The sequence below is a fragment of the Sphingopyxis sp. 550A genome, assembly GCF_053569535.1.
Genome location: NZ_JBSEEH010000002.1, coordinates 1 through 25,975 on the forward strand (window position 1 = coordinate 1; position 25,975 = coordinate 25,975).

Annotated in this window: 27 protein-coding genes and 4 pseudogenes; 15 read left to right on the forward strand and 16 right to left on the reverse strand. The window is 61.7% G+C overall.

Annotation, left to right across the window (positions count from 1 at the left end):
- Positions 1-96 precede the first annotated feature (96 nt).
- Complete coding sequence (locus ACVENA_RS22620) at positions 97-249, forward strand: hypothetical protein (RefSeq protein WP_006949649.1); 153 nt, start codon at positions 97-99, stop codon at positions 247-249.
- A gap of 80 nt (positions 250-329) precedes the next feature.
- Here ACVENA_RS22620 and ACVENA_RS22625 read toward each other — a convergent pair whose 3' ends face one another.
- Both ACVENA_RS22625 and ACVENA_RS22630 read right to left on the reverse strand, forming a co-directional pair.
- Positions 330-1,196, reverse strand: a complete 867-nt coding sequence (locus ACVENA_RS22625) for a recombinase family protein (protein WP_006953933.1) — start codon at positions 1,194-1,196, stop codon at positions 330-332.
- 142 nt (positions 1,197-1,338) lie between these two features.
- A complete protein-coding gene (locus ACVENA_RS22630; protein WP_212599284.1) occupies positions 1,339-4,227 on the reverse strand; it encodes a Tn3 family transposase in 2,889 nt (962 codons plus the stop codon).
- 106 nt (positions 4,228-4,333) lie between these two features.
- Here ACVENA_RS22630 and ACVENA_RS22635 point away from each other — a divergent pair, with 106 nt between their 5' ends.
- Complete coding sequence (locus ACVENA_RS22635) at positions 4,334-4,753, forward strand: Fic/DOC family protein (RefSeq protein WP_449328993.1); 420 nt, start codon at positions 4,334-4,336, stop codon at positions 4,751-4,753.
- Between the two features lie 182 nt (positions 4,754-4,935).
- Here ACVENA_RS22635 and ACVENA_RS22640 read toward each other — a convergent pair.
- Positions 4,936-5,771 (reverse strand): annotated as a pseudogene (locus tag ACVENA_RS22640) (IS3 family transposase); the annotation flags it as partial.
- A 52-nt stretch (positions 5,772-5,823) separates the two neighbouring features.
- Here ACVENA_RS22640 and ACVENA_RS22645 point away from each other — a divergent pair.
- Entirely contained in the window at positions 5,824-6,213 is a 390-nt protein-coding gene (locus tag ACVENA_RS22645) for an SDR family oxidoreductase (protein WP_244858180.1), read from the forward strand.
- 60 nt (positions 6,214-6,273) lie between these two features.
- Here the strand turns inward: ACVENA_RS22645 and ACVENA_RS22650 are convergent, their stop codons facing one another.
- Positions 6,274-7,512: an NAD(P)/FAD-dependent oxidoreductase gene (locus tag ACVENA_RS22650; protein WP_226870539.1), complete on the reverse strand. Its 1,239-nt coding sequence runs from the start codon at positions 7,510-7,512 to the stop codon at positions 6,274-6,276.
- A gap of 170 nt (positions 7,513-7,682) precedes the next feature.
- On the opposite strand from ACVENA_RS22650, the pseudogene ACVENA_RS22655 reads away from it, so the two are divergent.
- Positions 7,683-8,698, forward strand: a pseudogene (locus ACVENA_RS22655) (IS1595 family transposase).
- A gap of 91 nt (positions 8,699-8,789) precedes the next feature.
- On the opposite strand, the gene ACVENA_RS22660 reads toward ACVENA_RS22655, so the two are convergent.
- From ACVENA_RS22660 to ACVENA_RS22710, 11 genes are read right to left on the reverse strand one after another with little or no spacing between them, the layout of a single operon-like run.
- Complete coding sequence (locus ACVENA_RS22660) at positions 8,790-9,068, reverse strand: 2Fe-2S iron-sulfur cluster binding domain-containing protein (protein ID WP_185210324.1); 279 nt, start codon at positions 9,066-9,068, stop codon at positions 8,790-8,792.
- Positions 9,069-9,073: 5 nt separating this feature from the next.
- A complete protein-coding gene (locus tag ACVENA_RS22665; protein WP_208634573.1) occupies positions 9,074-9,286 on the reverse strand; it encodes a tautomerase family protein in 213 nt (70 codons plus the stop codon).
- Positions 9,287-10,057 (reverse strand): 2-keto-4-pentenoate hydratase, encoded by a 771-nt coding sequence (locus ACVENA_RS22670; protein WP_208634574.1) that lies wholly within the window; start codon positions 10,055-10,057, stop codon positions 9,287-9,289.
- Positions 10,054-11,115: a 4-hydroxy-2-oxovalerate aldolase gene (gene dmpG / locus ACVENA_RS22675; protein ID WP_208634575.1), complete on the reverse strand. Its 1,062-nt coding sequence runs from the start codon at positions 11,113-11,115 to the stop codon at positions 10,054-10,056. Before dmpG ends, ACVENA_RS22670 begins: the two co-directional genes overlap by 4 nt.
- Positions 11,112-12,053 (reverse strand): acetaldehyde dehydrogenase (acetylating), encoded by a 942-nt coding sequence (locus ACVENA_RS22680; protein ID WP_208634576.1) that lies wholly within the window; start codon positions 12,051-12,053, stop codon positions 11,112-11,114. Before ACVENA_RS22680 ends, dmpG begins: the two co-directional genes overlap by 4 nt.
- Before the next feature lie 22 nt (positions 12,054-12,075).
- Complete coding sequence (locus ACVENA_RS22685) at positions 12,076-12,888, reverse strand: 2-keto-4-pentenoate hydratase (RefSeq protein ID WP_208634577.1); 813 nt, start codon at positions 12,886-12,888, stop codon at positions 12,076-12,078.
- Positions 12,889-12,893: 5 nt separating this feature from the next.
- Positions 12,894-14,375: a 2-hydroxymuconic semialdehyde dehydrogenase gene (locus ACVENA_RS22690; protein WP_208634578.1), complete on the reverse strand. Its 1,482-nt coding sequence runs from the start codon at positions 14,373-14,375 to the stop codon at positions 12,894-12,896.
- 25 nt (positions 14,376-14,400) lie between these two features.
- On the reverse strand, positions 14,401-14,838 hold the full coding sequence (locus ACVENA_RS22695; protein ID WP_449329000.1) for a GlcG/HbpS family heme-binding protein: 438 nt from the start codon (positions 14,836-14,838) through the stop codon (positions 14,401-14,403).
- 24 nt (positions 14,839-14,862) lie between these two features.
- Positions 14,863-15,627: an IS6-like element IS6100 family transposase gene (locus ACVENA_RS22700; RefSeq protein ID WP_001389365.1), complete on the reverse strand. Its 765-nt coding sequence runs from the start codon at positions 15,625-15,627 to the stop codon at positions 14,863-14,865.
- On the reverse strand, positions 15,593-16,072 hold the full coding sequence (locus ACVENA_RS22705) for an RrF2 family transcriptional regulator (RefSeq protein ID WP_449328994.1): 480 nt from the start codon (positions 16,070-16,072) through the stop codon (positions 15,593-15,595). The genes ACVENA_RS22700 and ACVENA_RS22705 overlap by 35 nt, the downstream gene beginning before the upstream one ends.
- Before the next feature lie 59 nt (positions 16,073-16,131).
- Positions 16,132-16,896 carry an IS6-like element IS6100 family transposase gene (locus ACVENA_RS22710; protein WP_001389365.1) on the reverse strand — a complete coding sequence of 255 codons (765 nt, stop codon included), beginning with the start codon at positions 16,894-16,896 and terminating at the stop codon, positions 16,132-16,134.
- Positions 16,897-17,291: 395 nt separating this feature from the next.
- Between ACVENA_RS22710 and bphC the strand changes: the two genes are divergently transcribed.
- From bphC to ACVENA_RS22760, 10 genes and pseudogenes are all read left to right on the forward strand, one after another.
- Positions 17,292-18,170, forward strand: coding sequence for a biphenyl-2,3-diol 1,2-dioxygenase (gene bphC / locus ACVENA_RS22715; RefSeq protein WP_208634572.1), 879 nt, complete (start codon positions 17,292-17,294; stop codon positions 18,168-18,170).
- Positions 18,171-18,201: 31 nt separating this feature from the next.
- Positions 18,202-18,297 (forward strand): annotated as a pseudogene (locus ACVENA_RS22720) (glutathione transferase GstA); the annotation flags it as partial.
- Positions 18,298-18,299: 2 nt separating this feature from the next.
- Positions 18,300-18,470: a 2-hydroxymuconate tautomerase gene (locus ACVENA_RS22725; protein ID WP_208634571.1), complete on the forward strand. Its 171-nt coding sequence runs from the start codon at positions 18,300-18,302 to the stop codon at positions 18,468-18,470.
- Positions 18,471-18,538: 68 nt separating this feature from the next.
- On the forward strand, positions 18,539-19,831 hold the full coding sequence (locus ACVENA_RS22730) for an aromatic ring-hydroxylating oxygenase subunit alpha (protein ID WP_449328995.1): 1,293 nt from the start codon (positions 18,539-18,541) through the stop codon (positions 19,829-19,831).
- A gap of 106 nt (positions 19,832-19,937) precedes the next feature.
- Positions 19,938-20,474: an aromatic-ring-hydroxylating dioxygenase subunit beta gene (locus tag ACVENA_RS22735; RefSeq protein WP_208634569.1), complete on the forward strand. Its 537-nt coding sequence runs from the start codon at positions 19,938-19,940 to the stop codon at positions 20,472-20,474.
- A 20-nt stretch (positions 20,475-20,494) separates the two neighbouring features.
- A complete protein-coding gene (locus ACVENA_RS22740; protein ID WP_226949243.1) occupies positions 20,495-21,682 on the forward strand; it encodes a thiolase C-terminal domain-containing protein in 1,188 nt (395 codons plus the stop codon).
- Between the two features lie 12 nt (positions 21,683-21,694).
- Complete coding sequence (locus ACVENA_RS22745; RefSeq protein ID WP_208634567.1) at positions 21,695-22,093, forward strand: Zn-ribbon domain-containing OB-fold protein; 399 nt, start codon at positions 21,695-21,697, stop codon at positions 22,091-22,093.
- Positions 22,094-22,117: 24 nt separating this feature from the next.
- Positions 22,118-23,701 (forward strand): class I adenylate-forming enzyme family protein, encoded by a 1,584-nt coding sequence (locus ACVENA_RS22750; protein ID WP_449328996.1) that lies wholly within the window; start codon positions 22,118-22,120, stop codon positions 23,699-23,701.
- A 70-nt stretch (positions 23,702-23,771) separates the two neighbouring features.
- Positions 23,772-23,930 carry a hypothetical protein gene (locus ACVENA_RS22755; protein WP_208634565.1) on the forward strand — a complete coding sequence of 53 codons (159 nt, stop codon included), beginning with the start codon at positions 23,772-23,774 and terminating at the stop codon, positions 23,928-23,930.
- Positions 23,927-24,937, forward strand: coding sequence for an ABC transporter substrate-binding protein (locus ACVENA_RS22760; protein ID WP_208634564.1), 1,011 nt, complete (start codon positions 23,927-23,929; stop codon positions 24,935-24,937). Before ACVENA_RS22755 ends, ACVENA_RS22760 begins: the two co-directional genes overlap by 4 nt.
- 61 nt (positions 24,938-24,998) lie before the next feature.
- On the opposite strand, the gene ACVENA_RS22765 is transcribed toward ACVENA_RS22760, so the two are convergent.
- The gene (locus tag ACVENA_RS22765; protein ID WP_001389365.1) at positions 24,999-25,763 is read right to left on the reverse strand and encodes an IS6-like element IS6100 family transposase; all 765 of its coding nucleotides are present in this window, start codon (positions 25,761-25,763) and stop codon (positions 24,999-25,001) included.
- An 86-nt stretch (positions 25,764-25,849) separates the two neighbouring features.
- Between ACVENA_RS22765 and ACVENA_RS22770 the strand changes: the two are divergent.
- Positions 25,850-25,963: pseudogene (locus ACVENA_RS22770) on the forward strand (IS3 family transposase); the annotation flags it as partial.
- Positions 25,964-25,975 lie beyond the last annotated feature (12 nt).

The window sequence follows — 25,975 nt, forward strand, 5'->3', positions numbered from 1 at the left end:
ATGGCTCGCCCGAAAAGACAGGAAGACCCCCTTCTCCCGGTTCCCTTGCCCCGGCGTCGGCCGAGCCGCGCGAACACGCGCAATCTCGCAGCGTCGGTGAAACCCGAGCTGGCGGCAGAGATCAAAAACCTTGCTGAGCGCGAACAAACGTCCGTTGCCGCCCTGGTCGAAGAGGCGACGATTAATCTCTTGAAAGCACGCGGGATCGAATATCCCGACTATCTGCGCCACTACCGCAAGTTGGCGTGACGAGCGCGTTATAGGCCCAGTCGGCCCGAAGCTGCGATTTTGGCCAGGTTGAAGAACGAACACTGAACGCTTGATTGATTCTACCAGGACCGTTGCTGACCACCGACCTCGTAGATATCGGCTTCCATGGAGCAATTGTAGCTCTCTGCGATGTTGAACATCTCGGAGAGGAGGCTTTGGATTTCCTCATCAAGGGAAATGCCATCCGGATCGGGGTCATAGGCGACGGTCAGTTTGTAATCACAATTGCCGTTTTTTACCATGGCGTAGTCGCGTTCCAGCATCGCCTCAATCCGCTCCCGAGCGGGTTTTCTACCTCTTCCACGCTTGTTGAAGTTCTCGATAATCAGATGCAGGGCGATGCTGGCAGTGGGCGGCTTTTCCGGCAGTTTGGTCTGTGACGGAATAATGTCGAGCGCCCGATAGACGGTCATTCGTGAGACCTTCAGGTCGCGGGCAACGCGGGCCTTGCTGGCGCCGGCGGCAAGGCGACGGCGGATTTCATCGTCATCGACGTTCTTCTTCCGGCCTTTGTAAACGCCTTCGGCGCGCGCCGCTTCGATCCCGGCGCGCTGACGATCCTTGATGAACTTCAGCTCCATATCGGCGACCATGCCGAGTATGGTGATGACCATTCGCCCCATGTCGCCCGCCGTCGTCACCTCTGGCTCAAGGATGCGCAGCGAAGCTCCCTTTTCATCAAGCTCATGCACCAGGTTCAGGACATCGCGCGTGGAGCGGCCGAGCCGGTCGAGCCGCAGCACGACCAGCTCGTCGCCGGTGTGCATAAACTGCATGATCGTTTCCAGTTCCGTGCGCCCGCTCCGCGAGGCCCCCGATCCGGTCTCGGAACGGATAATTTCGCAACCTGCATTCTTGAGGCGGCCAATCTGGATATCCAGATCCTGGTCCGTGGTGCTGACGCGGGCATATCCGATACGAGCCAAGTGCAAAATCCGTCACATTAGGGTGGCTCTTGCAGTGTATCGTCACATTGAGCGCAAACCCACCCTTTTGTGACAGACGAATGGTGTCACTCGGCCCTATCACTCTGGGGTGTACCCAAATGTTATAGGCCGATCAGCCGCCTCACGCTGCAAGCCGTCCAAAATCAATCCGGTCGTTCAGGTCGAGGTCGAAGCGGCCATAAGGGTTCACATGACTGTAGATCAACGGCGTGAGACCACGATAATCTTCCGGCGTCATCCGCCCCGCCCACTTCGGCTCAACCAGTACGGTCTGAAGCATGCGGGTGTTCACATACACCAGCGACGCTTGCAGGAGGTGTAGCGCCAGAACGGAGATTTCCTGCTCATGGATGCGGTTGGTGGCGATCTCGCCGCCCTTGCCGAAGAACACGAAACCATTAGCGCCGTTCCAGTTCTCAACCACATTCAGCCCTTCGTGGATCTCGCGGCGGAATGCCTCCTGACGCAAATACCGGCATAGGAAGATTGTTTTGACCGCGCGGCCGAGTTCACTCAGCGCCTTGTAGGTCGGGTGCATCACTTCGGCTCTGGCAAACCGGAGCAGGATCGCTTCCGGATCGGCGGTGCGCGATTGCATGGCAGCGGCATATTTGACCATTTCGTCCCAGTCGATCGGGCTGGAGAGGATCGGCAGTAAATTGGAAAGCCGCGTGCGCATGCCGGCTTGGGGAAGGGCCAGTTTCTGGCGTGCCACTGCTTTCAGCCGCGGGGCAAGCTCAAATCCAAGGAGTCGGCAGAACGCAAAGCCGACTGCGCTCTGGCCGTGGCTATCGACGTACTGGCGCTGGATTTCCATGTCGGTGCAATGGCGTAGCACGCCTTCGATCATGGAGGCGACCTCCGAGGAAGAGCACCGCTTGAGCTGGGAATAAACGCAGGTCGCGCGCTTCTCCACATGCCAGTAGATCATGACGCCACGGCCGCCATAGCGGGCGTGCCATTCCGTCATCAGGTTGCGGTCCCACGCGCCGAACTTCGTTGAATCGGACGCGCATGCCGTGCCCGCATCTCCCCATACTGCGGCATTGCGGATTGCCAGTGTCGCGTTTGCTACCCGCGCGCACGCCTCCCTCAGCGCTGGCGCGTGGATGAAACGGCGATGGACATGCAGCAATTCCTCGTAACTGACATCGGGTGTTGCGCCAGCGACCCGCTTGAGCCCGGCGTTCGTGCCCAAGCCATAGAGACACAGCAAAAGACGCTGAGCCAAGGCTGCTTTCGACAGGGTAACCCGCGAGGCCGACGTTTCGAAAGCATCCATCAATCCCGTGTCCAGAGCAGCCTCTTTCAACACGTCCAGCAGTCCGGTCATCGGCCAGCGCTGACCGATCTCGCTTTTGATCGAAGCGAGACCCTTCGGTTCGGGCAAGGGCTTGAACGGTGTAATCGATATCCGGTTGTCGCCGCGCCACAGGAGCCGGACCTTGTCGTTTTGTGGAATATTGGCATTGAGGAGCAACAGTTCCCGTTCAAGCTCCTCCCGGATCGAGGCGCAAAACGCCTGCGCATCTGGCGTCAGGCTGAGGCCGGAATAGTACGCATCTCGCCTGATCTCGAAGTCCTTGGGAAGATCGTCATCGGGATTGCGATAGCGATCCGCCCCGACCACCCAGATTTCTTTGGAGCGGATGCGGTCGCGCAGTTGCGTCAGGACGCAAAGCTCATAGCTGATCCGGTTTACCCGCCCATCGTCATCAATGACGGAACTGCGCCATCGCGCTGGAATCACCTCATCGATCGGAACATCCTGCAATGGCACGAAGCGGCATCCGCCATCCACCTTGCTCCTGATCCAGTCGAGGGCCGCCAGGACCGGCCGCCACACCGCGTTGTTCGACCGGAACTCAAGTACGGAAAGCAGGCTTGGCAGCATGCGCCGGTAATGATTGGCCCAGGAACCACGCATCACCTTGTAGATGCGCCGGTCCAGAGCGCCCTTCGCATGGCTCTCCTTGACGATCGCCGCCAGCTTGGCCTTACCGGCGATCGGGAAAATGACATCGCAGATGCGCCCCGATGGTTCATTGATCGAGGCGCTGGCGATCTCGACCAGCAGGCGCTCCTTTCCATAGACCCGCTCGATGTCTTTCGCGATATCGCCCACCACCTTGCGTTTCGAGCGCGTTCCGATCTTGTGAACGGTTTCGATCAGCAGGTCGATCATCGCGTCAGTGAGTTGCGCCTCCCGCGACATTAGATAAATCGCATAAAGGCCGAGCTGTCGCGCCGGCGCATGCCGGCGCATCTCCGAGGCCTTTTCACCGGCAACGCGGCGAACAATCTGATCGACCCATGGCTTGCCCGTAGCCGTCAGGAGATCATGGGGAAGATCAAGTCTCTGGATAAAGGCGAGTTTCTCGGTCACGTCGAGAATGTTGTCGAGCGTTGCCTGTCCGGCGTCACCCTTCATCCTGTTGAATCCGGTCGAGCTGTCCGGATCGGCAAGCGAGGCTTCCAATAACGCCACCGCATCTGACGAAAGCCGATCACTGGCTCCGATCAGCCAGGTGTCCAGATAATCTTGCCGTTGTGAGCGAACGACACGTTCAAGCTCCTTGCGCGACGGCCCATAAATACGCCGGTCCCGGCACCACAGGAAAACATGCTCAAGCATGGCATTGATCGACTGGCCGCCCGGGCACAGCTCGCCAGCAATCCATTCCGTCAATTGCGCGCGATCCACCCGCTTCATGCGGTGATATCCAAGATGGATCAGGATCTCCGCACAATGCCGTCGTGCTGTCCGACTGGAAAAGTCATAACCGGCTATCTCGCCAGCCTCGACACCGAGTTGCTCGGCCAGATACGAGAGGCCATCGGTAGGGATTGAGCCGGGATCGATCGCGAAAAACCCCAGGGAAGCGAAGAATTTCAGCTGCGCGGCGAGGCCAAGGCGCGTCAGGGCCGGCTTCGAATTTACAAAATCAATATCGGCAAAGCTCAGGCTCCATCGTCCGATCAAATCCCCGCCCGGAATACTCCGATCCATCAACCCACTCCCTATGATGGAGCGAACTGTCCTCTTCTATGATTTCCATCGTCAATACCGAATGCCACGTTCCCAAAACGTTCTCCGACTTGGCCAAAATCGCAGCTTGGGGCCGACTGGGCCTTATACCTATCCCGGCACCGACACGCTTCGGAACCGGCTTGGGATCACCGATGATAAGACGCTCACAGAGGCCGAGCGGCGACTTACTCAGGCGCGCGGCGCGGAAGCCGCGCGCCTGACCTTTCCGGCAACGGCCGACGGCTACCGTGCCCTGCATAAGCATCTCTTCCAAGACCTCTACGAATGGGCTGGCCAGGACCGCACCGTCGACACCGCCAAGGGCGGTGCGCGTTTCGCGCACGTGCCCTACATCGCGCGGGAACTCGACAAGCTGTTCGCCGACGTAGGGGCGAAGAACGGCCTTCGCGGGCTGAAGTTGATGCCCCTGATCGTGCGTCTACTGCTCGACCACGCCACCGGCGCCCCCTGCGCGGCACGGGAGGAGAAGAGCGATGATCTGTGAGAAGATCGGTCCCCAGCATCTTGAGCGCAAGGCGATCCTGTATGCCTATGGTAAAACCCACGTTGTAGCTGGATATGATGGCGCCGCCCTGCGGACGAGGAGTCGTCGCAAGGCCCGGGATGAGTGGTTGGCGCTGATTCCCGGCTCGCATGAAGGTTATATCAGCTGGGAGCGCTCGGAGGATAGAAGATCTCGCCGTTGAGCAGCTCGTCGCGCAGCGACCCGTTGAAGCTCTCATTGTAGCCATTCTCCCAAGGTGATCCCGGCGCGATGTAGAGCGTCTTCACGCCGATCTTGCCGAGCCACTTCTGGACGGCCGTAGCGATAAATTCAGGACCATTAGCGGACCTGATGTGTGCCGGAGGCCCGCGCATGACGAACAACTCGGCCAACGCGGCCAGCACGTCCTCGTGACGTAGCTTCCTGGCGACGATGAGCGCCAGGCATTCCCGGCTGGCCCCATCGATAATGGTCAGGATCCGGAACTTGCGCCCGTCGTGAGTGCGGCCCTGAACGAAGTCATAGGCCCACACATGGCCCGGATATTCCGGCCGGAGCCTGATACAGGAGCCATCGTTGAGCCACAGCCGCCCGCGCTTCGGCTGCCGCTGCGGCACCTTGAGCCCCTCGCGTCGCCAGATCCGCTCGACCCGCTTGCGGTTCACTGTCCACCCCGCGTCGCGCAGCAGGGCGGTGACACGTCGATAGCCATAGCGACCATATTGCTTGGCCAAAGCGATGATGTCCTCGGTCAGCGCCTGCTTGTCGTCCGCCCCGCGCGCTACCTTGCGATGGGTCGACCGATGCTGTCCGAGCACCTGGCAAATCCGTCGTTCGGACACCGGTAGCTCTCGCCACAGCTGGTCGATACAGCGCCGTCGCCGCGCGGGGCTCAGAAGTTTCCCCGGGCGGCCTCCTGGAGAATGAGCTTATCCAGCGTCAGGTTGGATATCGCCCGGCCAAGCCGCAGATTCTCCTTCTCCAGATCCTTCATACGGCGCGCCTGAGAGGCCGAGATCCAGCGCTCCTTATGGCCGACAATGTGGTGCTGCCATGCCGTGCTGCCGCTGATGCTCGAAGCGAACAGCGGCGCGATCGTAAACATCGGCCCGGTCGCAACGCGCGGCATCAACCGGGTCCCCTATGCCGCGGCCAAAGGCGGAGTGTCGGCGCTTACCCAGGCGCTGTCGTTCGACCTCGACGACCGGCCGATCCGGGTCAATTGCGTCGCTCCCGGCGGAGTCAATGTCGAGCGGGTCACGCCGCGCAATCCCAAGCCGCCGACCGAGGCCGACATCAAGGGTTTCGGCGAAGTCGGCGAGCAGACGTTGCGCGACACCTTGATGAAGCGCTTCGCGGCGCCGGAAGAATTGGCCGCCGCGATCTGCTTTTTCGCCTCGCCCGAGGCGTCCTACATCACCGGCCAGACGCTGTACGTGGCAGGCGGCGGGATAGGCTGATCTGAGGGGGCGTCCAAGGCGCCCACCCTCTTCCGTACGGGAGAGGGTTTCACCGCAGGCCTATGCCGCCCGCGCCTTGGGCTTCAAGAACTCGCGGAGCGGAATCGAGGCGTCGCCGAGCTGACCCGGGTCGACCTCGAGCCGACGCTCGACCATCCTCTTGCCGACGCCCATGTCGACCGCGCGATTTGCGGTCAGCACGCCGGCGACGACGTTGCCGTCGAGGAAGAAAGCGGTGAACTGGCTGCTGTCGAGCTCGCCGCGCATCACCACCGGCAGGCTGTCGTCGATCCGGCCGGAGACCTGGATGTTGATGTCATATTGGTCGGACCAGAACCAGCAGGGCTTCAGATAATCGACCTCGCGGCCGATCATCGCCTGCGCCGCGGCCATGCCCTGATCGGCGGCATTCTGATAGGTTTCGAGCCGCACCCGGCCGCCGAAGAAATTGGGCTGGTCGGCGACGTCGCCCGCCGCGAACACCGCCTCATGGCTGGTGCGCCCCTGGCGATCGACGACGATGCCGTTGCCGATCGCTAGCCCGGCGTTGGCGGCAAGCTCGGTCGAGGGCACGATGCCGATCCCGACCACCACCGCGTCGCAATCGATGCGCGTGCCATCGTCGAGCTCGACGGTGCGGACCAGGCCGCCGTCAAGATACAGCCTGGTCACGCCGATGCCGTAACGCGCCTTCACCCCGCGCTTGTCGTGCTCGCGGCCGAGCCAGGCGCCAAAATGCGCACCGAGCGTGCGGATCATCGGCACCGGCGCCGGCTCGATCGCGGTGACCTCACAGCCGCTCTTGCGCGCGCTCGCGGCGACCTCAGCGCCGATCACGCCCATGCCGATGACGACGATACGCGCACCCGGCTTGAGATCTGCCGCGAGCCGGTCGGCGTCATCCTTGGTCCGCAAATGATGGACATTGGCGGCGGTCGCACCATCGAGCGGCAACAAGCGCGCCTTGCCGCCGGTCGCGAGCAGGATGCGATCGGCCGGGATTTCCTTGCCGGAGGCCAGCCGAACCCCTCGGCCGGAAAGCTCCAGTGCTTCGGCGCGCACGCCGAGCTCCAGCTCTATCTTATTGTCTTCATACCATTGCTGGTCGTGGAGGAAGAAATTCTCGGGAAGCTGGTCCCTGTCCCACAGGCATTCCTTGGAGAGCGGCGGCCGCTCATAGGGCAGCCACCGCTCCTCCCCGATCAGGACGATCCGTCCTTCATAGCCGTTGAGCCGGAGCGCTTCGGCGGCGCGTCCCCCTGCAAGGTTGGCGCCGACAATCACAACCGAAGCGATCATAAATTAGCCTCCGTACCCTTCGAACCGAACTTAGACTCAATCCCGGTTTGATTGAACCGGGATTGGCCTAACTTTCCTCTGCTTTTCGTGACGATCGTTATTGCGTGCCTATCCGGTTGACGCATACACCCACTAGGGATAGATTGTGTGCGTGAAGCGGGTAGTGGGTTATGGACGTTCTCGGCCGCACCGATCTGCCCTTCCCGCAATCGCTCCCCGAGTTTCAGCGGCTTTTTCCCGACGATGGGGCCTGCGCCGCCTACTTGGAAAGGATTCGCTGGGGTGACGGGTTCGCCTGCCCGCATTGTGGCATTGTGGGTGAGCCTTTCCGCATCGCTACGCGGCCCGGCGTCCTGACCTGTCGCGCTTGCCGCCGCCAGACGGGATTGACCGTCGGCACGGTCATGGAACGCAGCCACACGCCCTTGAGCACATGGTTCTGGGCAGCCTATCTGGTCGCCAGCCAGACGCAGGCATGTCGGCGGTTCAGTTCCAGCAGCTTGGGCTGACACGGTACGAAACCGCCTTCGGAATCCTGCACAAGCTCCGCGCGGGCATGGTACGGCCCGAGCAGGACCGGATCGGCGGCAAGACGGACGGTCATGTCGAGGTGGACGAAAACCTATGTCGGTGGAAAGACACGCGGCGAAGGCCGGGGTGTTCATCATAAGACGCTGGTGGCTGCCGCCGTCGAAGTCCGCCACCGGGAGCCGGGTACAGCCCAGGACAAGCGTAAGGATGGCCGCTTTGCCGGTCGGGTGCGGCTGTCTATCGCCGCCGACCGCAGCGCCGATTCGCTGTGCGGCTTCGTAGGGAGTGCCGTCATGCCGGGGTCGCTGATCGTCACCGACGATTGGAGCGGCTATGGCAACCTGCGGACACGCGGCTATGACCACCACGCAATCGCCGAATGTGGCGACCCCGAGGTGGCCGAGGAGTTCATGCCGATCATCCACCTCGTCTTCAGCAACCTGAAGACTTGGCTCAACGGCATCCACCACGGCGTGAGCGCAAAGCATTTGCAGGCCTACCTCAACGAGTTCACGTTCCGCTTCAACAGACGGTTCTACCCGTTCAACGCCTTCCGCTCGCTCCTCGGAATTGCGGGCGAGGTGAAAGCTCGACCTACGCCGAGCTATATTCCGGTGGCTGGGCGCACCCCACATGTAGTGGGTGTCTGCGTTAACCGGATAGGCACGCGTTATTGATCGAACATGCCGATCTTGCGGTCGTCGAGATTGCTTAGGCTGCATTTTCCGTCTTCTGACAAAAAGTTTTTAGTTGGGCAATTCGATGACGAGATTGTCGAGCGGGAACAGCTTGCAGGCGAGCGCATAACCCCCCGCCTCTTCCGCCTCGCTCACTTGTAGCCTGCTCATTTTACCGGTGCGATAATTTCCGCTGGTCACCTTCACCTTGCACACGCCGCACCCGCCGCCGCGGCAGCCGACGAAAATGTCATTCAGCCCCAAGCGCTCCATCGCGATCAGGACCCGTTCCTCCTTGGGGCATTCGAAGCGGCTGCCATCGACGATCTGGACTTGATGCTTGATCATCGTGGTCAGCTTGCCGCTTTCAAAGTATTGGTTTTGCGCGCGGCGAAGGTCACGCCCGCCACCGCGAAATTCGCATCCGGGATCTCGCGCAGGATCACGCGGATCGACTCGCGAGGCACGCCGAGCGACTGCTCCGCGGCATCGGTCAGCGCGAGGATGAACGCCTCCTTCTTCTCGGTCGTGCGGCCCTCGACCAAAGTGACTTCCATGATCGGCATTTATGCTTCCACCGTGATGCTGACCGATCCCAGGTTCTGGACGGTGTTGCGGATGGTCTGGCCGGCCTTGAGGGTCGGCGCCGCCGTGATGCCGCCGGCCATGACGATGTCGCCGGCGTTGATCGTCTCGCCCGCCTCGCCGATCAACCGCGCGGCGGCGACCAGCGAGCGCAACGGATGGCCGAGGATCGCGGCAGTCGAGCCGACCTCGACGACCTCGCCGTTGATTTCCAGGATCACGCCGAGGTTCGAGAGATCCTGCATCGGATCGCCCCAGCCGCCGACCACCAGGCCCGAAGACGAGGTGTTGTCGGCGACCACGTCGACCAACGCGAACTTGAAATTCTCGAAGCGGCTGTCGATCACTTCCATCGCTGGGGCGACGGCCTCGACGCAGGCGAGCGCCTGCGCCGCCGTGACCTTGCCCGCGAGCGGCGCCTTCATCAGAAAGGCGATCTCCGGCTCGATCCGCGGATGGACGAAGCGCGACAGCGACAGCGCCGCACCCTCCTCGAGCAGCATCGCGTCGGTGAGCCGCCCCCAGGCGACCTCGTCGACCCCGACCTGCTGCATCTTGGCGCGGCTGGTGAGGCCCATCTTGACGCCGATCCGCTTCTCGCCGCGCGCCAGGCGGCGCTCGACCGACAGCTTTTGGATCGCATAAGCGTCGGCGACGGTCAGCTTGTCATTGCTGTGGGTGATCTGAGGCGTGGCATGCGCTTCGTGCGCGGCACGGTCGAGAATCTCGGCATATTCAGCAAGCGAAGTCACGCGGCCATTTCCCCCTTGGGCTCGGTCTCACCCTTGCGCGCGCTCAGGATATCGAGAGCGACGTCGACGATCATGTCTTCCTGTCCGCCGACCATCCGGCGCCGGCCAAGTTCGACCAGGATTTCGCGTGTGTCGAGTCCGTATTGTTCGGCGGCCTTTTCGGCGTGGCGCAGGAACGACGAATAGACGCCCGCATAACCCAGGCTCAGGGTCTCGCGGTCGACGCGGACTGGGCGATCCTGAAGCGGCCGGACCAGATCCTCGGCGGCGTCCATCAGCGCCATCACATCGCAGCCGTGCTTCCAGCCCTTGCGGTCGATCGCGGCGATGAACACCTCGAGCGGCGCATTGCCGGCGCCCGCGCCCATGCCAGCGAGGCTGGCGTCGATGCGGATCGCACCTTCCTGCGCTGCAACGATCGAGTTGGCGACGCCGAGCGAGAGATTGTGGTGGGCGTGCATGCCGCGCTGCGTCTCGGGCTTGAGCACCCGGTCATAGGCCTGCAGGCGGGCGCGGACGCCATCCATGTCGAGCGCACCGCCGCTGTCGGTCACATAGACGCAATGCGCGCCATAGCTTTCCATCAGCAACGCCTGCTGGGCGAGCGCCTCGGGCTCGAGCATGTGGCTCATCATCAGGAAGCCCGACACGTCCATGCCGAGATCGCGCGCGATGCCGATATGCTGCTTGCCGACGTCGGCTTCGGTGCAGTGCGTCGCGACGCGCACCGAGCGCACGCCGAGCGCATAAGCGCGCTTGAGCTCCTCGACGGTGCCGATTCCGGGCACGAGCAAGGTGGTCAGCACCGCCTTCTCGATCACGTCGGCGGCGGCCTCGATCCATTCCCAATCGGTGTGCGCGCCGAAGCCATAGTTGAACGAGCTGCCGTTGAGCCCGTCGCCATGCGACACTTCGATCGCGTCGACACCGGCATCGTCGAGCGCCTTGGCGATCGTGCGGACACTTTCGGTGCCATAATTGTGCAGGATCGCGTGCATGCCGTCACGCAAGGTCACGTCCTGGATGTAGAGCTTGGTCTGGGTGGGATAGAGCGTCATGCTGCAGCCTTCCGATTGAGCATGCGGGCCGCCAGCATCTCGCCGGCGGCCTTGGCGGCCGCGGTCATGATGTCGAGATTGCCCGCATATTTGGGGAGATAGTCGCCCGCTCCTTCGACCTCGAGGAAGACGCTCGTCTTGAGCCCCGCGAACTCGCCATAACCGGGGATCTTGACCGGGTTGTTCGATCCGAAGCGCTCGAACTGGACCTCCTGCTTGAGGCGGTAGCCGGGAACGTAGGATTGCACCGTCGCGATCATGTCGAGGATCGACTGGCGGATCTTGTCCTCGTCGACCTGGTCGGTCAGCGTGAAGATCGTGTCGCGCATGATCATCGGCGGCTCGGCCGGGTTGAGGATGATGATCGCCCGGCCCTTTTCGGCGCCGCCGACCACTTCGATGCCCTTGGCGGTGGTGCGGGTGAACTCGTCGATGTTGGCGCGCGTGCCCGGACCGGCCGAGCGCGACGAGACCGACGCGACGATCTCGGCATAATGGACCTTGGTGACGCGCGCGACTGCGGCGACGATCGGGATCGTCGCCTGGCCGCCGCAGGTCACCATGTTGACGTTGACCGCATCGAGGTTCGAATCGGCATTGACCGGCGGCACGGTGAACGGCCCGAGCGCCGCGGGAGTGAGATCGACGATCTGCTTGCCGTCGGCGCGCAGGATCTCGTCATGGACCTTGTGGGCGTAAGCCGAGGTCGCGTCGAACACGACGCCGATCTCGGGATAGGAACCCATCTTCTTGAGGCCCTCGATCCCGTCATGGGTGGTCGCGACGCCGCGCTCGCGCGCCATCGCCAGGCCTTCCGACTTCTCGTCGATGCCGACCACGACGGCGAGCTCGAGGCTGTCGGAGCCCTTGAGGATCTTGATCATCAGGTCCGTGCCGATGTTGCCGGAACCGATGATCGCGCATTTGATCTTCGACATTCGTAAATCTCCCAAAGCGCCTTCAGGCGCCCGCTTCGAAAAAGGCTTTGACGGTGCCGACACCGTTGATCCGCGCCTCGACCACGTCGCCGGCCGCGACGCCGGCCATCGGGCCGAGCGCGCCGCTGAGGATCACGTCGCCCGCCTTGAGCGGCCGGCCGGCCTTCGCCATCACCTGCGCAAGCCACAAGGCCGCGCTGATCGGGCTGCCGAGGCAGGCGACGCCCGCACCGACCGAGATCGGATCGCCGCGGCGCTCCATCACCATCCCGCAGGTGCGCAGGTCGAGCCCGTCAAGCTTCTTGGGAACGGCCCCCAGAGTGTACACCCCGCTCGACGCATTGTCGGCGATCGTGTCCCAGATCTTGATATCCCAATTGGCGATGCGGCTGTCGACGATCTCGATCGCCGGCACGACATATTCGATCGCGCGCAGCATTTCGGCGGTGGTCACGTCGGGATCGTCGAGGTCGCGCCCGATCACCAAAGCGATCTCCGCCTCGACCTTGGGCTGCACCACGCGCGTCAGCAGGATCGGCTGGCCTTCGGGCACGTCCATGTCCGCATAGAGCATGCCGTAGTCGGGCTGGTTGACGCCGAGCTGCTTCTGCACCGACTTCGACGTGAGCCCGGTCTTGCGGCCCACCAGCCGGCGGCCGTTGGCAAGATAGTGCGTCGTATTGGCGTCCTGCACCGCATAAGCGGCCTCGACGCCGCCGGCCGAGATCAGATCCCGGATCGGCGGGCCAGGATTCATCGTCTCGGCGGCGTGCCTCAACTGGGCCGCGGCCTTGTCGATGTTGCTTCTATCGAATGTGACTTCCTGATCAGCCATGGCGCTCACAACTTCACGCAGATGTTTTCGATCTCGGTGTAGAATTCGAGGCTGTGCACCCCGCCTTCACGGCCGATGCCGGATTGCCCGGCGCCGCCGAAGGCGGTGCGCAGGTCACGCAGGAACCAGCAGTTCACCCAGCAGATGCCGACCTCCATCTCGGCCGACACGCGATGGGCGCGGGAAAGATCCTGCGTCCAGATCGTCGCGCTGAGCCCGTAGGGCGTGTCGTTGGCCATCGCAATGGCTTCTTCCTCGGTGTCGAATGGAATGACGCCGCAGCACGGGCCGAATACTTCCTCGCGCATAACCGTGGAATCGGGAGCAAGGCCGGTCCAGATCGTCGGCTCGACGTAGAAACCGCCGTCAACGTTCTTCGGAACGCCGCCGCCGGTCACGACGGTCGCGCCTTCGTCGACCGCGCGCTGGTAATAGCCGAGCACCTTCGAGCGATGCTCGTCGCTGATCAGCGGGCCCATATATTGGGGATGCTTCGGATCGCCGGGCTCGAACGCCTGCGCCGCCGCGGCAAGCCGCTCGACGAACTTGTCGAAGATCGACCGCTCGACGAAGATGCGCTCGGTCCCGAGGCACACCTGGCCGGTGTTGAGGAAGGTGGCGCGAGCAACACCCTCGATCGCCTTGTCGATGTCGCAATCGGCGAACACGATCGCCGGGTTCTTGCCGCCGAGCTCGAACGAAATGTCGCGCAGGCCAACCGCGGCCTGCTTCATGATCGCCGTGCCGGTGCCGGTCTCGCCGGTGAAGGTGATCGCATCGACGTCCTTGTGGCTGGTCAGGAACTCACCGGCCGAATCCGGGCCGAAGCCGTGGACGACGTTGAACACGCCCTTTGGCATGCCGACCGCGTCCATCACCTCGCCGAGCAGCGCCGCGGTGCGCGGCGTTTCCTCGGACGGCTTGACGACGACGGTGTTGCCGCACGCGAGCGCGGGGCCGACCTTCCAGGTCATCAGCAGCAACGGGAAGTTCCACGGGCAGACCACCGCAACCACGCCCTTGGGCTTGCGCACCGCATAGTTCAGCGCCTTCGACCCGTCGGGAGTCGGGGTCATGAACGATTCGGTGGGGGTCGTCGAGACGACGTCCGCGAACATGCGGAAATTGGCGGCGCCGCGCGGAATGTCGATGTGCGAGGCGATCGAGATCGGCTTGCCGGTGTCGGCGACCTCGGCCGCGAGGAAATCGTCGAAGCGGCGCTCGATCTCGTCGGCGACCTTGATGATCAGCTTGACTCGCTCGGGAATCGTCATCTTGCCCCACGGGCCCTTCAAGGCGCGCTTGGCGGCCTGAACGGCAGCGTCGACGTCCTCCCTGCTCGCCTCATAGACGCGGCCGATCTCCTTGCCGGTCGCCGGGTCGATGTTGACGAAGCTCTTGCCTTCGCTGCCCTTGCGATAGGCGCCGTCGATATAATTCAAAACTTCCGCCGTCACCGTCGGCAAGGGCTCGTCGCCTCGCGCCATCTTCTTTCTCCGTTAATTCGAAACTTCAGTCGAACCGTTTGGCGCCGATCGCGGCAAGGCCGGCATTGGCATAAGCCGTGTCCATCGCCTCGCTGCCGCCCGATACGCCGATGCCGCCGACGATCTCGCCGTCGACGACGATCGGGAGTCCTCCGCCGAACATCACCATGTTCCTGCGCCGCGTGATGCCGTCGCGAAGTGCGTCGCTGCCCGAAACGATGCCCGGGATGTCCGCGGTCGGCATCTTGAAGCTCGCGGCCGTATACGCCTTGTCCCGAGCGATGTCGCTCGAATGAAACGGCGCGCCCGTGGCCCGCACGAAGGCGACAAGCTCGCCTGCTGCGTCGACCACGGCCGCCACCACCGCACAACCTTCGTCGGCGCCGGCCCGGAGGGCGGCGCCGACGGCGGCATGAGCGGCCTCAGGACTGATGGCTCTGTTGCAAAGATTGGCGGCAGTCAGAGGTAGGCTGTCGCTCTGCGCCGATCAGGCGGCTGCTGCGAAATGGTGGTTGAGCATGCCCATGGCCTCCGTCAGCGCCGAGGGCCCAATGCCAAAAGCTCTCTCCACAAGGCGCACCTCGCCCCTGATGCCGGGCTGCAGGCACCAGGGGCGAGCCTGTCCTTTGCGCAGGGCTCGCATGACTTCGAATCCCTTGATCGTGGCATAGGCCGTGGGGATCGATTTGAAACCGCGCACCGGCTTGATCAGTATCTTGAGCTTTCCGTGATCGGCCTCGATCACGTTATTGAGATACTTCACCTGCCGGTGGGCCGTCTCCCGGTCCAGCTTTCCTTCGCGCTTCAATTCGGTGATCGCTGCACCATAGCTCGGCGCTTTGTCGGTATTGAGCGTGGCAGGCTTTTCCCAGTGCTTCAGGCCTCGCAGGGCCTTGCCCAGGAACCGCTTCGCTGCCTTGGCGCTGCGGGTCGGCGACAGGTAGAAATCGATCGTGTCGCCCCGCTTGTCGACTGCCCGGTACAGGTAGGTCCACTTGCCCCGCACCTTGACGTAGGTTTCATCCAGGCGCCAGCTCGGATCAAAGCCACGCCGCCAGAACCAGCGCAGCCGCTTCTCCATCTCCGGGGCGTAGCACTGGACCCAGCGATAGATCGTCGTATGGTCGACCGAAATGCCGCGTTCCGCCAGCATTTCCTCAAGGTCGCGATAGCTGATCGGATAGCGACAATACCAGCGCACCGCCCACAGGATCACATCACCCTGGAAATGGCGCCACTTGAAATCCGTCATCGTTCCGTCCGTCCAATCTCCGCCAAGCATGCTCAAGCTTCACGATTTTTGCAACAGAGCCCGTTTTCGCGAGTTCGGCGCGCATGGCCTGCTCGGCACGGATCATGACGGAATGAACGGCGCAAACGCCATGCGTCGACCAATCGGGTTTCGCGCTGCCAAACACCGCACATTTGCCGCGAACCTCTTGGCAATCGAACAGCGGCTTTGGACCTTCGATGGCGTCGACCACATCCAGCACGCTGATCTCGCCGGCGGGCCGCGCCAGACGATAGCCGCCATGGACCCCGTCGGAAGCCGTCACGACGCCCGCTTTTTCCAACTTTGGGAAGATCTTCGCCAGGAAGGAGGGTGAGACGCCTTGCAGATCCGCGAGATCGCGGCTGCTCGCAAAGCCTGCTTGTGGCCTTGCCAGCCACAGCAGGCAATGCAGCCCATATTCCACGCCATGGCTCTGTTGCAAAGATTGGCGGCAGTCAGAGGTAGGCTGTCGCTCTGCGCCGATCAGGCGGCTGCTGCGAAATGGTGGTTGAGCATGCCCATGGCCTCCGTCAGCGCCGAGGGCCCAATGCCAAAAGCTCTCTCCACAAGGCGCACCTCGCCCCTGATGCCGGGCTGCAGGCACCAGGGGCGAGCCTGTCCTTTGCGCAGGGCTCGCATGACTTCGAATCCCTTGATCGTGGCATAGGCCGTGGGGATCGATTTGAAACCGCGCACCGGCTTGATCAGTATCTTGAGCTTTCCGTGATCGGCCTCGATCACGTTATTGAGATACTTCACCTGCCGGTGGGCCGTCTCCCGGTCCAGCTTTCCTTCGCGCTTCAATTCGGTGATCGCTGCACCATAGCTCGGCGCTTTGTCGGTATTGAGCGTGGCAGGCTTTTCCCAGTGCTTCAGGCCTCGCAGGGCCTTGCCCAGGAACCGCTTCGCTGCCTTGGCGCTGCGGGTCGGCGACAGGTAGAAATCGATCGTGTCGCCCCGCTTGTCGACTGCCCGGTACAGGTAGGTCCACTTGCCCCGCACCTTGACGTAGGTTTCATCCAGGCGCCAGCTCGGATCAAAGCCACGCCGCCAGAACCAGCGCAGCCGCTTCTCCATCTCCGGGGCGTAGCACTGGACCCAGCGATAGATCGTCGTATGGTCGACCGAAATGCCGCGTTCCGCCAGCATTTCCTCAAGGTCGCGATAGCTGATCGGATAGCGACAATACCAGCGCACCGCCCACAGGATCACATCACCCTGGAAATGGCGCCACTTGAAATCCGTCATCGTTCCGTCCGTCCAATCTCCGCCAAGCATGCTCAAGCTTCACGATTTTTGCAACAGAGCCCGGCCTGGGATTCATGAATCTCAGCACGCGTGCGTGGGGTAGTGCGTGCCATCGGATGGACCATACTCATGATGCGTTCTCCTCAGTACCAGAGGCCAGAAGGCCCGCCAAAACAGCACGGGCCCGAAACAACGGCCAGCTGCGACGGGGTACATAATCGCACGGAACTCGACACCTAGGGTTTTTCCCTATCGTAAAAATGTCGAATGTCGATTATATTATCGAGATTATGACGAGACACACGTTGCTGAGCCTTGATTCGGTCCATGCTGAAGTGTGGCGAAATCTTCTGTAATGACCAAGTGAAAAATACAATGAATGCGAGAACTTCAAAATGAGTATCAAAAGCTTGGGTTACATGGGATTCGCGGTCAAGGATGTGCCCGCCTGGCGTTCTTTCCTGGCCCAGAAATTGGGCTTGATGGAAGCAGGCGTCACCGATGACGGCGCCTTGTTTCGCATCGATTCGCGCGCCTGGCGGATTGCCGTCCAGCAGGGCGAGGCAGACGATTTGGCCTACGCTGGCTACGAGGTGGCCGATGCAGCGGGTCTGACGCAGATGACAGAAAAACTGCGGCAGGCCGGAATCGAAGTGGTCACGGGCGATGTCGAACTGGCCAAGCGGCGCGGCGTGATGGGCTTGATTTCGTTTGCCGATCCGTTTGGTCTGCCACTGGAAATTTATTATGGCGCCAGCGAGGTGTTCGAAAAACCGTTCATGCCCGGCGCGGCGGTGTCGGGTTTTCTGACCGGCGAGCAGGGGCTGGGTCATTTTGTGCGCTGCGTGCCGGATTCGGACAAGGCGCTGGCGTTTTATACCCAGGTGCTCGGCTTCCAGTTGTCGGACGTCATCGACATGAAAATGGGACCGGACGTGACGATTCCGGCGTATTTTCTGCACTGTAACGAACGCCACCACACCCTCGCGATCGCAGCTTTTCCGCTGCCCAAGCGCATTCACCACTTCATGCTCGAAGTCTCGTCGCTCAATGACGTCGGTTTTGCGTTTGACCGGGTTGACGCTGACGGCTTGATCACCTCCACGCTGGGGTGCCACACCAATGACCATATGGTGTCGTTCTATGCAGCGACCCCGTCCGGAGTCGAGGTCGAGTACGGCTGGGGCGCCCGCACCGTTGACCGCTCCTGGGTGGTGGCACGGCACGATAGCCCGAGCATGTGGGGCCATAAGTCGGTGCGCAACAAAGCATAAACAACAAGCTGACCCACACAGGAGTTTTTGAATGAAGCTTTACTACAGCCCTGGCGCCTGCTCCCTGTCCCCGCACATCGCCTTGCGCGAGGCGGGCCTGAACTTCGAGCTGGTACAAGTCGATCTGACATGATTGAAGGTCGCACCGAAGAGCAAAAACGCGCGGTGATCGAAAAGGTCACGCAGGCGCTGGTTGACGCTGTCGGCGCGCCCAAGGAAAACGTCAGAGTCTGGATCCAGGACGTGCCCAAGGAGAACTGGGGCATTGCCGGGGTGAGCGCCAAGGATCTCGGACGCTAGCTGGCGCGCGGCCCGGGAAGGAAATACTTTCAGCGCCAGTTTTTACACTATTTTTATGGAGAATCAAAATGGCAAGTACACAAACGATCACCATCACACGCAAGGCTCCTGACGTTGATGTCGGTGCCTTGATAGAGCGAGACCGTATTCACGGCAGCTTGTACGCGAACGAGTCGATATTCGAGCTCGAAATGAAGAAAATATTCTACGACGGCTGGGTCTTCGTTGGTCACGACTCCGAAGTGCCAACGGCCGGCGAATACGTGCGCCGCACGCTGGGCCGAGAAGAGGTCTTGATGGTGCGCCAGCGCGATAGCTCCATCGCCGTCATCGCCAACCGTTGCGCGCATCGCGGCAACATGATGTGCATCGCCAACCATGGCAAGGAAAAATACTTCACCTGCACCTACCACGGATGGGTCTATGATTTGGCCGGAAACCTGAAGGACGTTCCCTATCCCGGCGGGTTTGACAAGGACAAGTCGGAGCTGAAGCTGCAGCCCTTGCGCACTGAAGTCTATCGTGGCTTCGTGTTCGCCACCTTCAATGCTTCGGCGCCACCCTTGATGGAACAACTGGGGCGAGGAAAAATCCTGATCGACCGCGCCTGCGACATGTCGCCCACCGGTCGCCTTCAGCTCACGGCGGGCTGGACCAAGCAGCGTTTCGGTGCCAACTGGAAGATGCTGCCCGAGAACGACACGGACGGCTACCACGTCAACGACGTGCATGCTTCCTTTGCCCAAGTGATCGATTCGCACTATGACAGCGCCGCGATTGCTGCAGAAGACAGCCTGCGCTCCCAAGCCAAGGATTGGGGTAACGGGCATACAGAATCGTATCTCTCCCCGACCTACACCGAGTATCTCAAGTGGTTCAACACCACGCCGAATCGTTTTCCGGAGTACATCGCGCAGATGAAGGCCGCCTACGGCGAGGAAAAGGGCGACAACATTCTGCGAGATGGCCCGCCCCACGCCGCGATCTTCCCTAACCTGTTCCTCGGCGAGATGAACATCATCATTTTTCTGCCAATCAACGCCCATGAGTGCGTGCAATGGCACACCCCGATGCTGCTTGAAGGCGCTCCTGACGAAGTCAACCAGCGCATTATCCGCAACTCCGAAGCGGCGATGGGCCCCTCGGGCTTCCTGCTTGCCGACGACAGCGTGATTTCGGAGCGCCAGCAAATCGCCTTGCGCGACCGTGCCGACTGGCTGGACGTGTCGCGCGGTCTGAACCGAGAGCATGTCGATGAGATGGGCGTGGTGGTGGGGCACGTGACCGACGAGTGTACCAACCGCGGCTTTTGGCAGCACTACAAAAAGGTGATGACAGCCCCTTCGCCGTCCCCTGTTTGAGCGTATTGATCACCACCTCATCCGCCCCCCTTCGGGGGCGGCGGATTCACTGAAATTTCGTGTTTAAAAAAGCGTCCTGCGAGCAGGACGCGCAAGGAGATACATCATGACAAGCATCACAGCCGCTGTCGGCACCAAGCAAAAGACTGACGTGATCGGGCTGGAAGAGCACCGCGAAGTCTGCGACTTTTTGTACCGAGAGGCGCGCCTGGCTGACGAATCGCGTTACGCCGAATGGGAGGCGTTGGTTGAGGACGACATGACCTATTGGGTTCCGCGCGGCGAGGGTGATTACGACATGAACAAACATGTGTCGATTACCGCGGACAACCGTTCCCGCTTGCGCGTCCGCATCGCGCAGTTGATGACAGGCAAGCGCCATGCCCAACTGCCGGTGTCGTCGATGCGGCGGATCGTCAGCAACATTGAGGTAGAGCATCATGCGCAGGGCGGCTACCGCGTACTGTCGAACTTTGTGCTTTACGAATTGCGGCGCTCATCGACAGGTCAGATAGAAGTTTGGCCGGGGCGGGTGGAGCACCATCTGCGCCGCCGAGCGGATGGCTCGCTGGGCATGTTCTTCAAGAAAGTGGTGCTGATCCATGGGGACGAGGCTGTTCCCAGTCTGGCATTCATCATCTGACGCGCACCATGGTCACGCGAGTGAAGAAAAAGACCAGGGCCAGAGCCGCGATTGCCGGGCTGGGTTTCAGTGCGATGTCACGCCAGCCCGTCGGCACGATCCGCGAGTTGGCGGCCACTGCGGTGGCCGCCGCTGCCGCTGATGCGGGTCTGCGCCTGCAAGACATCGATGGCTTGTTGCTCAACAAAAGCCCGGCAGCAGAGCCTGAAGAGTTGCCCTTGCGTCTGCAAAACGACCTTGGGCTGCGCGACCTGGGGCTGCTGGCTGCGATGGATTCCGAGGGCTCGACAGCGGTGCAGATGGTGCAGTATGCAGCGATGGCGGTGCGTGAAGGACTGGTCAAGTCGGTGGCCTGTGTGTTTGCCGACACCCCGCTCAAAGGATCGGGGGCAGGTGGGGGTGATGCCTTTGCTCTGGCGATGCCGCTGACCGGTGTCGAGGGTTGGGAGGCCCAGCAAGGCTTCCTGGGGGCCACCGCCGCCTATGCGTTGGCCGCGCGCCGTCACATGGCGCTCTATGGCAGCACGGCCGAGCAGCTCGGCGCCTATGCGCTTGCTTGCCGGCAATGGGCGGCGCTGAACCCGCAGGCCTTCCTGCGCAAGCCGATGACGATGGACGACTACCTCGCATCGCCTTTCGTCGTGGAGCCGTTTCGCGTGTTCGACTGCTGCTTCCCGGTCAACGGCGCTGTCGCGCTCATCGTCACCTCCGCCGACCGTGCTGTTGATGGGCCTCAGCCGCCCGTTTTCATCCACGGCATGGGCCAGGGGCACCGCGGCCGCAGTGGCCTGAGCGGCGACGATCCAGAGGTCTTCACGGGTGCCATCCAGGCCGGCCAGACCGCTTACCGTAGTGCCGGGGTGAATGCCAGTGATGTGACTCAGTGCCAGTTTTACGACGCTTTTTCTTACGCCGGCATCCTGGGTCTGGAGGCATATGGGTTGTGTCCCCGGGGTGAGGGCGGGGCCTTCGTCGCGCAGGGCCACACCGCGCCCGGCGGCAAGTTGCCGGTCAATACCGGTGGTGGGCACCTGTCGGGCTTTTACCTGCAGGGCATGACGCCGCTGTCGGAGGCGGTGATCCAGGCACGCGGTGCCGGCGGCGCGCGGCAGGTCGTGCGCAACGACTTGATTCTGGTGACCGGCAATGGTGGCTGCCTTGACTACCACACCTGCGTACTGGTCAGCCCACACCGCACCCTCGCCTGACTGGAGCCATTGATGGATAGCACCTTTTTTCACCGCTACGACGAGGCATTTCTCGCATTCATCGCTGCTGGCGAATTGCGCATTCCCGTGCATACCGAAACCGGCCGGGCGCTGGGTCTGCATCAGCGTGCCTGGTGTGTCGCTGGAGATCACGGCGTGCAATGGAGGCCCGCGTCTGGCCGCGGGGCTGTTCTCTCTTTTACCGTGACGCGTCGGCCCTACACGCCCGAATTTCCCGTGCCTCTGGTGCATGGATTGATCGAGCTGGCCGAGGGGCCGCGACTGATATGCCGGCTTGACGGCGTCACGCCCGAGGCGGTCGCCGTCGGTCAGGCGGTCCAGGCGCATTTCGACCGACAAGGTCTGGTGTTCCGACCGGCCCTTGACGACGGCAATAAGGCCGACAAGTGAAACTTAAAACCAAGGAGACAAGTTATGTTGGCAAGAGACCTGGTTAAGCGCTGTGCGCGTAACTACCCGACCAAGACCGCCTACCTGTGCGGCGAACGCTCGCGTAGCTGGCGCGAGATGGATCAACGCTCCGACCGGTTCGGCGTGGCCTTGCAACAACTCGGCCACCGTCCGGGCGAGGCGGTGGCCATCCTGACGCAAGAAAGCATCGAGGTGTATGAGCACTTCTTTGCCTGCATGAAGATCGCGGCGCCGCGGGTCGGGCTCAATACAGGGTACGTCTGGCCCGAGATGCTGCACGTGCTGAAGGACAGCGAGGTCAAGTTCCTGCTGTTGGATACGCGCTGCCGGCATCTGCTCGCCGAGCGGCTGGGCGAGCTCAAGGCACTGGGCATCACGCTGATTGGCTATGGTGCAGGCCATGGTCTGGAGCGCGACTACGAAAGCTTGCTGGCGACAGCCGAGGGTGAGCCGCACTGGCCAGCGTTGGCGCCCGACGACATCCTTTTTGTCAGCTACACCTCCGGCACGACCGGTGTACCCAAGGGCGTAATGCTCACGCAGGAGGGCGGTGTCAACTGCATCCTCCACTCGCTGATTTCTTTTGGTTTTGGACCTGACGATGTCTGGTACATGCCGGCGGCATCGGCCTGGGTGGTCGTGATACTGAACGCATTCGGGCTCGGCAACGGGATGACGACCGTGATTCCGGACGGCGGATACCAATTACAGGCTTACCTGCGCGACATCGAGCGTTTTCGCGTTACGGTCGGGATGCTCGTCCCGACCATGCTGCAGCGCGCGATTGTTGAAATCCAAACCAATCCAGTTTACGACCTGTCCTCTCTGCGCATGGTGCTGTACGGCTCGTCGCCCGCCACGCCCAAATTGATCCGTGATGCGAGGGCGACCTTCAAGGGGATCAAGCTGCTGCAGGCCTACGCGATGACAGAAGCCACCGGCGGCTGGATCAGCTACCTGACCGATGCCGACCACGAGCATGCGTTGCGCGAGGAGATCGAGCTGCTCAAGTCGGTCGGCCGCATCGGCATTCACTACGACTGTTCGATTCGCGACGAGTCGGGCCAGCCAGTGCCGATCGGTCAATCCGGCGAGATCTGGCTGCGTGGCAATACCATGATGAAGGGTTACCGCAACCTGCCCGAGGCTACGGCGGAAGCGATGCCGGACGGCTGGCTGCGCACCAACGACATCGGGCGGCTCGACGAGCGCGGCTATCTGTATCTGCTGGATCGGCAGAAGTTCCTGATCATTACCGGCGCGGTCAATGTGTTTCCAACCACGGTCGAGGCGATTCTGGTCGAGCACCCGGCGGTGGAGGAGGTGGCCGTGGTCGGCGTGCCGCACCCGGAATGGGGCGAGGCGGTAGTCGCTGTGGTCGTCCGAAAACCTTCGCACCGCGATGTGACGGTGCAGGCGCTTATCGATTTTTGTCACGGCAAGCTCAGTCGCCCCGAAACGCCCAAGCATGTGGTGTTTGTCGATGAACTGCCCAAGACATCCAACGCCAAGCTGAAGAAAGGCGAGTTGAAGAAATGGCTGTCTGGCGGTGCAGTGCCCCTTCCCTGGCAACTCGAAGTTGCTTGACCTTGTAGTGCCCCGTCAAGCACCTCTAAAAATTCCCCCTGCTTAAAACTTGTAACCCTAGGAGACAAAAATGTTGAAACTACGCAACCCCATGAAATGTTTGATGGCTACCGCCGTCGTGTGTGTGTCCGTCTTGTTGCCGGCGGCAGCTCAAACCAAGCCGCCGTTGAAAATCGGTGCCTATCTGTCCGTCACTGGCCCTGCTTCTTATCTGGGCGCGGTGCCATGAAAACCGTCGAGATGTACGTCGAAGCCATCAACGCCGCTGGCGGCATCGATGGCCGCAAAGTCGAGTTCCAGGGCTACGACGACGAATCGGATGCATCGCGCGCCAATACGCTGGTCAAGCGTCTGATCGAGAACGACAAGGTTCACGTCATCATTGGCGGCTCTACGACAGGCGCGACGATGTCAGCCGTCCCGCTGGTGGAACGGGCCGGTATCGCCATGCTGTCGCTGGCCGGTGGCAGTGTGATCACCGACCCTGTCAAGAAGTTCGTTTTCAGACTGGCCCACAACGATGCGATGGTAGTCAGTCGTCTGTACGACCACATGCTGGGTCGCGGTATCAAGAGCATCGGCATCATTGCCGGTAGCGATGCGTTCGGTCGATCCTGTCTCTCATTCGCGCAGAAATTGGCACCGGGAAAAGGCGTCAAGATTCTGCGCGATGAGTCCTACAACGCCAAGGACACGGACATGACCGTACAGCTGACCAAACTGCGACAGGAACCGGGTTTGCAGGCGATCTTCAATTGCGGCTTCGGCGAGCCGGCGGCGATTGCCACCAAGAACTACAAGCAACTCGGCATCACCGTGCCGCACTACGGAACCCATGCGCTGGCGTCGGACGCTTTCGTCAAATTGGCGGCCGGCGCGGCGGAGGACATGATCATGGCCAACGGCCCCATCCTTGTGTGGGATCAATTGCCGGCCAGCGACCCCCAGCAACCGGTGGTGCAGTCCTATGTGAAGGCCTACCGCGCCAAATTCAACGAAGCCCCTTCCTTCATTGCGGGTATTGCACATGACTCGTTCTTCGCCATCCGGGAGGCGGTGCGGCGCAGTGGCAGTATCGAGCCCGCCAAAATTCGCGATGCCATCGAAAAAGGCAACGCCTTTGTGGGTGTGACAGGGCATTTCCGGATGATGAACGAGACCGACCACATTGGCTTGACCCCCGACTCCTTGCGGATCGTACAGGTCAAGAATGGTCGATGGAAACTCGTTGAATAAGTGTAATGGCTCTGTTGCAAAGATTGGCGGCAGTCAGAGGTAGGCTGTCGCTCTGCGCCGATCAGGCGGCTGCTGCGAAATGGTGGTTGAGCATGCCCATGGCCTCCGTCAGCGCCGAGGGCCCAATGCCAAAAGCTCTCTCCACAAGGCGCACCTCGCCCCTGATGCCGGGCTGCAGGCACCAGGGGCGAGCCTGTCCTTTGCGCAGGGCTCGCATGACTTCGAATCCCTTGATCGTGGCATAGGCCGTGGGGATCGATTTGAAACCGCGCACCGGCTTGATCAGTATCTTGAGCTTTCCGTGATCGGCCTCGATCACGTTATTGAGATACTTCACCTGCCGGTGGGCCGTCTCCCGGTCCAGCTTTCCTTCGCGCTTCAATTCGGTGATCGCTGCACCATAGCTCGGCGCTTTGTCGGTATTGAGCGTGGCAGGCTTTTCCCAGTGCTTCAGGCCTCGCAGGGCCTTGCCCAGGAACCGCTTCGCTGCCTTGGCGCTGCGGGTCGGCGACAGGTAGAAATCGATCGTGTCGCCCCGCTTGTCGACTGCCCGGTACAGGTAGGTCCACTTGCCCCGCACCTTGACGTAGGTTTCATCCAGGCGCCAGCTCGGATCAAAGCCACGCCGCCAGAACCAGCGCAGCCGCTTCTCCATCTCCGGGGCGTAGCACTGGACCCAGCGATAGATCGTCGTATGGTCGACCGAAATGCCGCGTTCCGCCAGCATTTCCTCAAGGTCGCGATAGCTGATCGGATAGCGACAATACCAGCGCACCGCCCACAGGATCACATCACCCTGGAAATGGCGCCACTTGAAATCCGTCATCGTTCCGTCCGTCCAATCTCCGCCAAGCATGCTCAAGCTTCACGATTTTTGCAACAGAGCCGTCTGGATCACGAAAGGGACGACGAATGCCGAGCAAGAAGCACAAGCCGGAAGAGATTATCGGCAAGCTGCGTGAAGTTGAGATCGTGTTGGCGCAGAGCGGAACGACGGCCGAGCCGTGCCGGCGCATCACCCTGACCCGGCTCATCCGC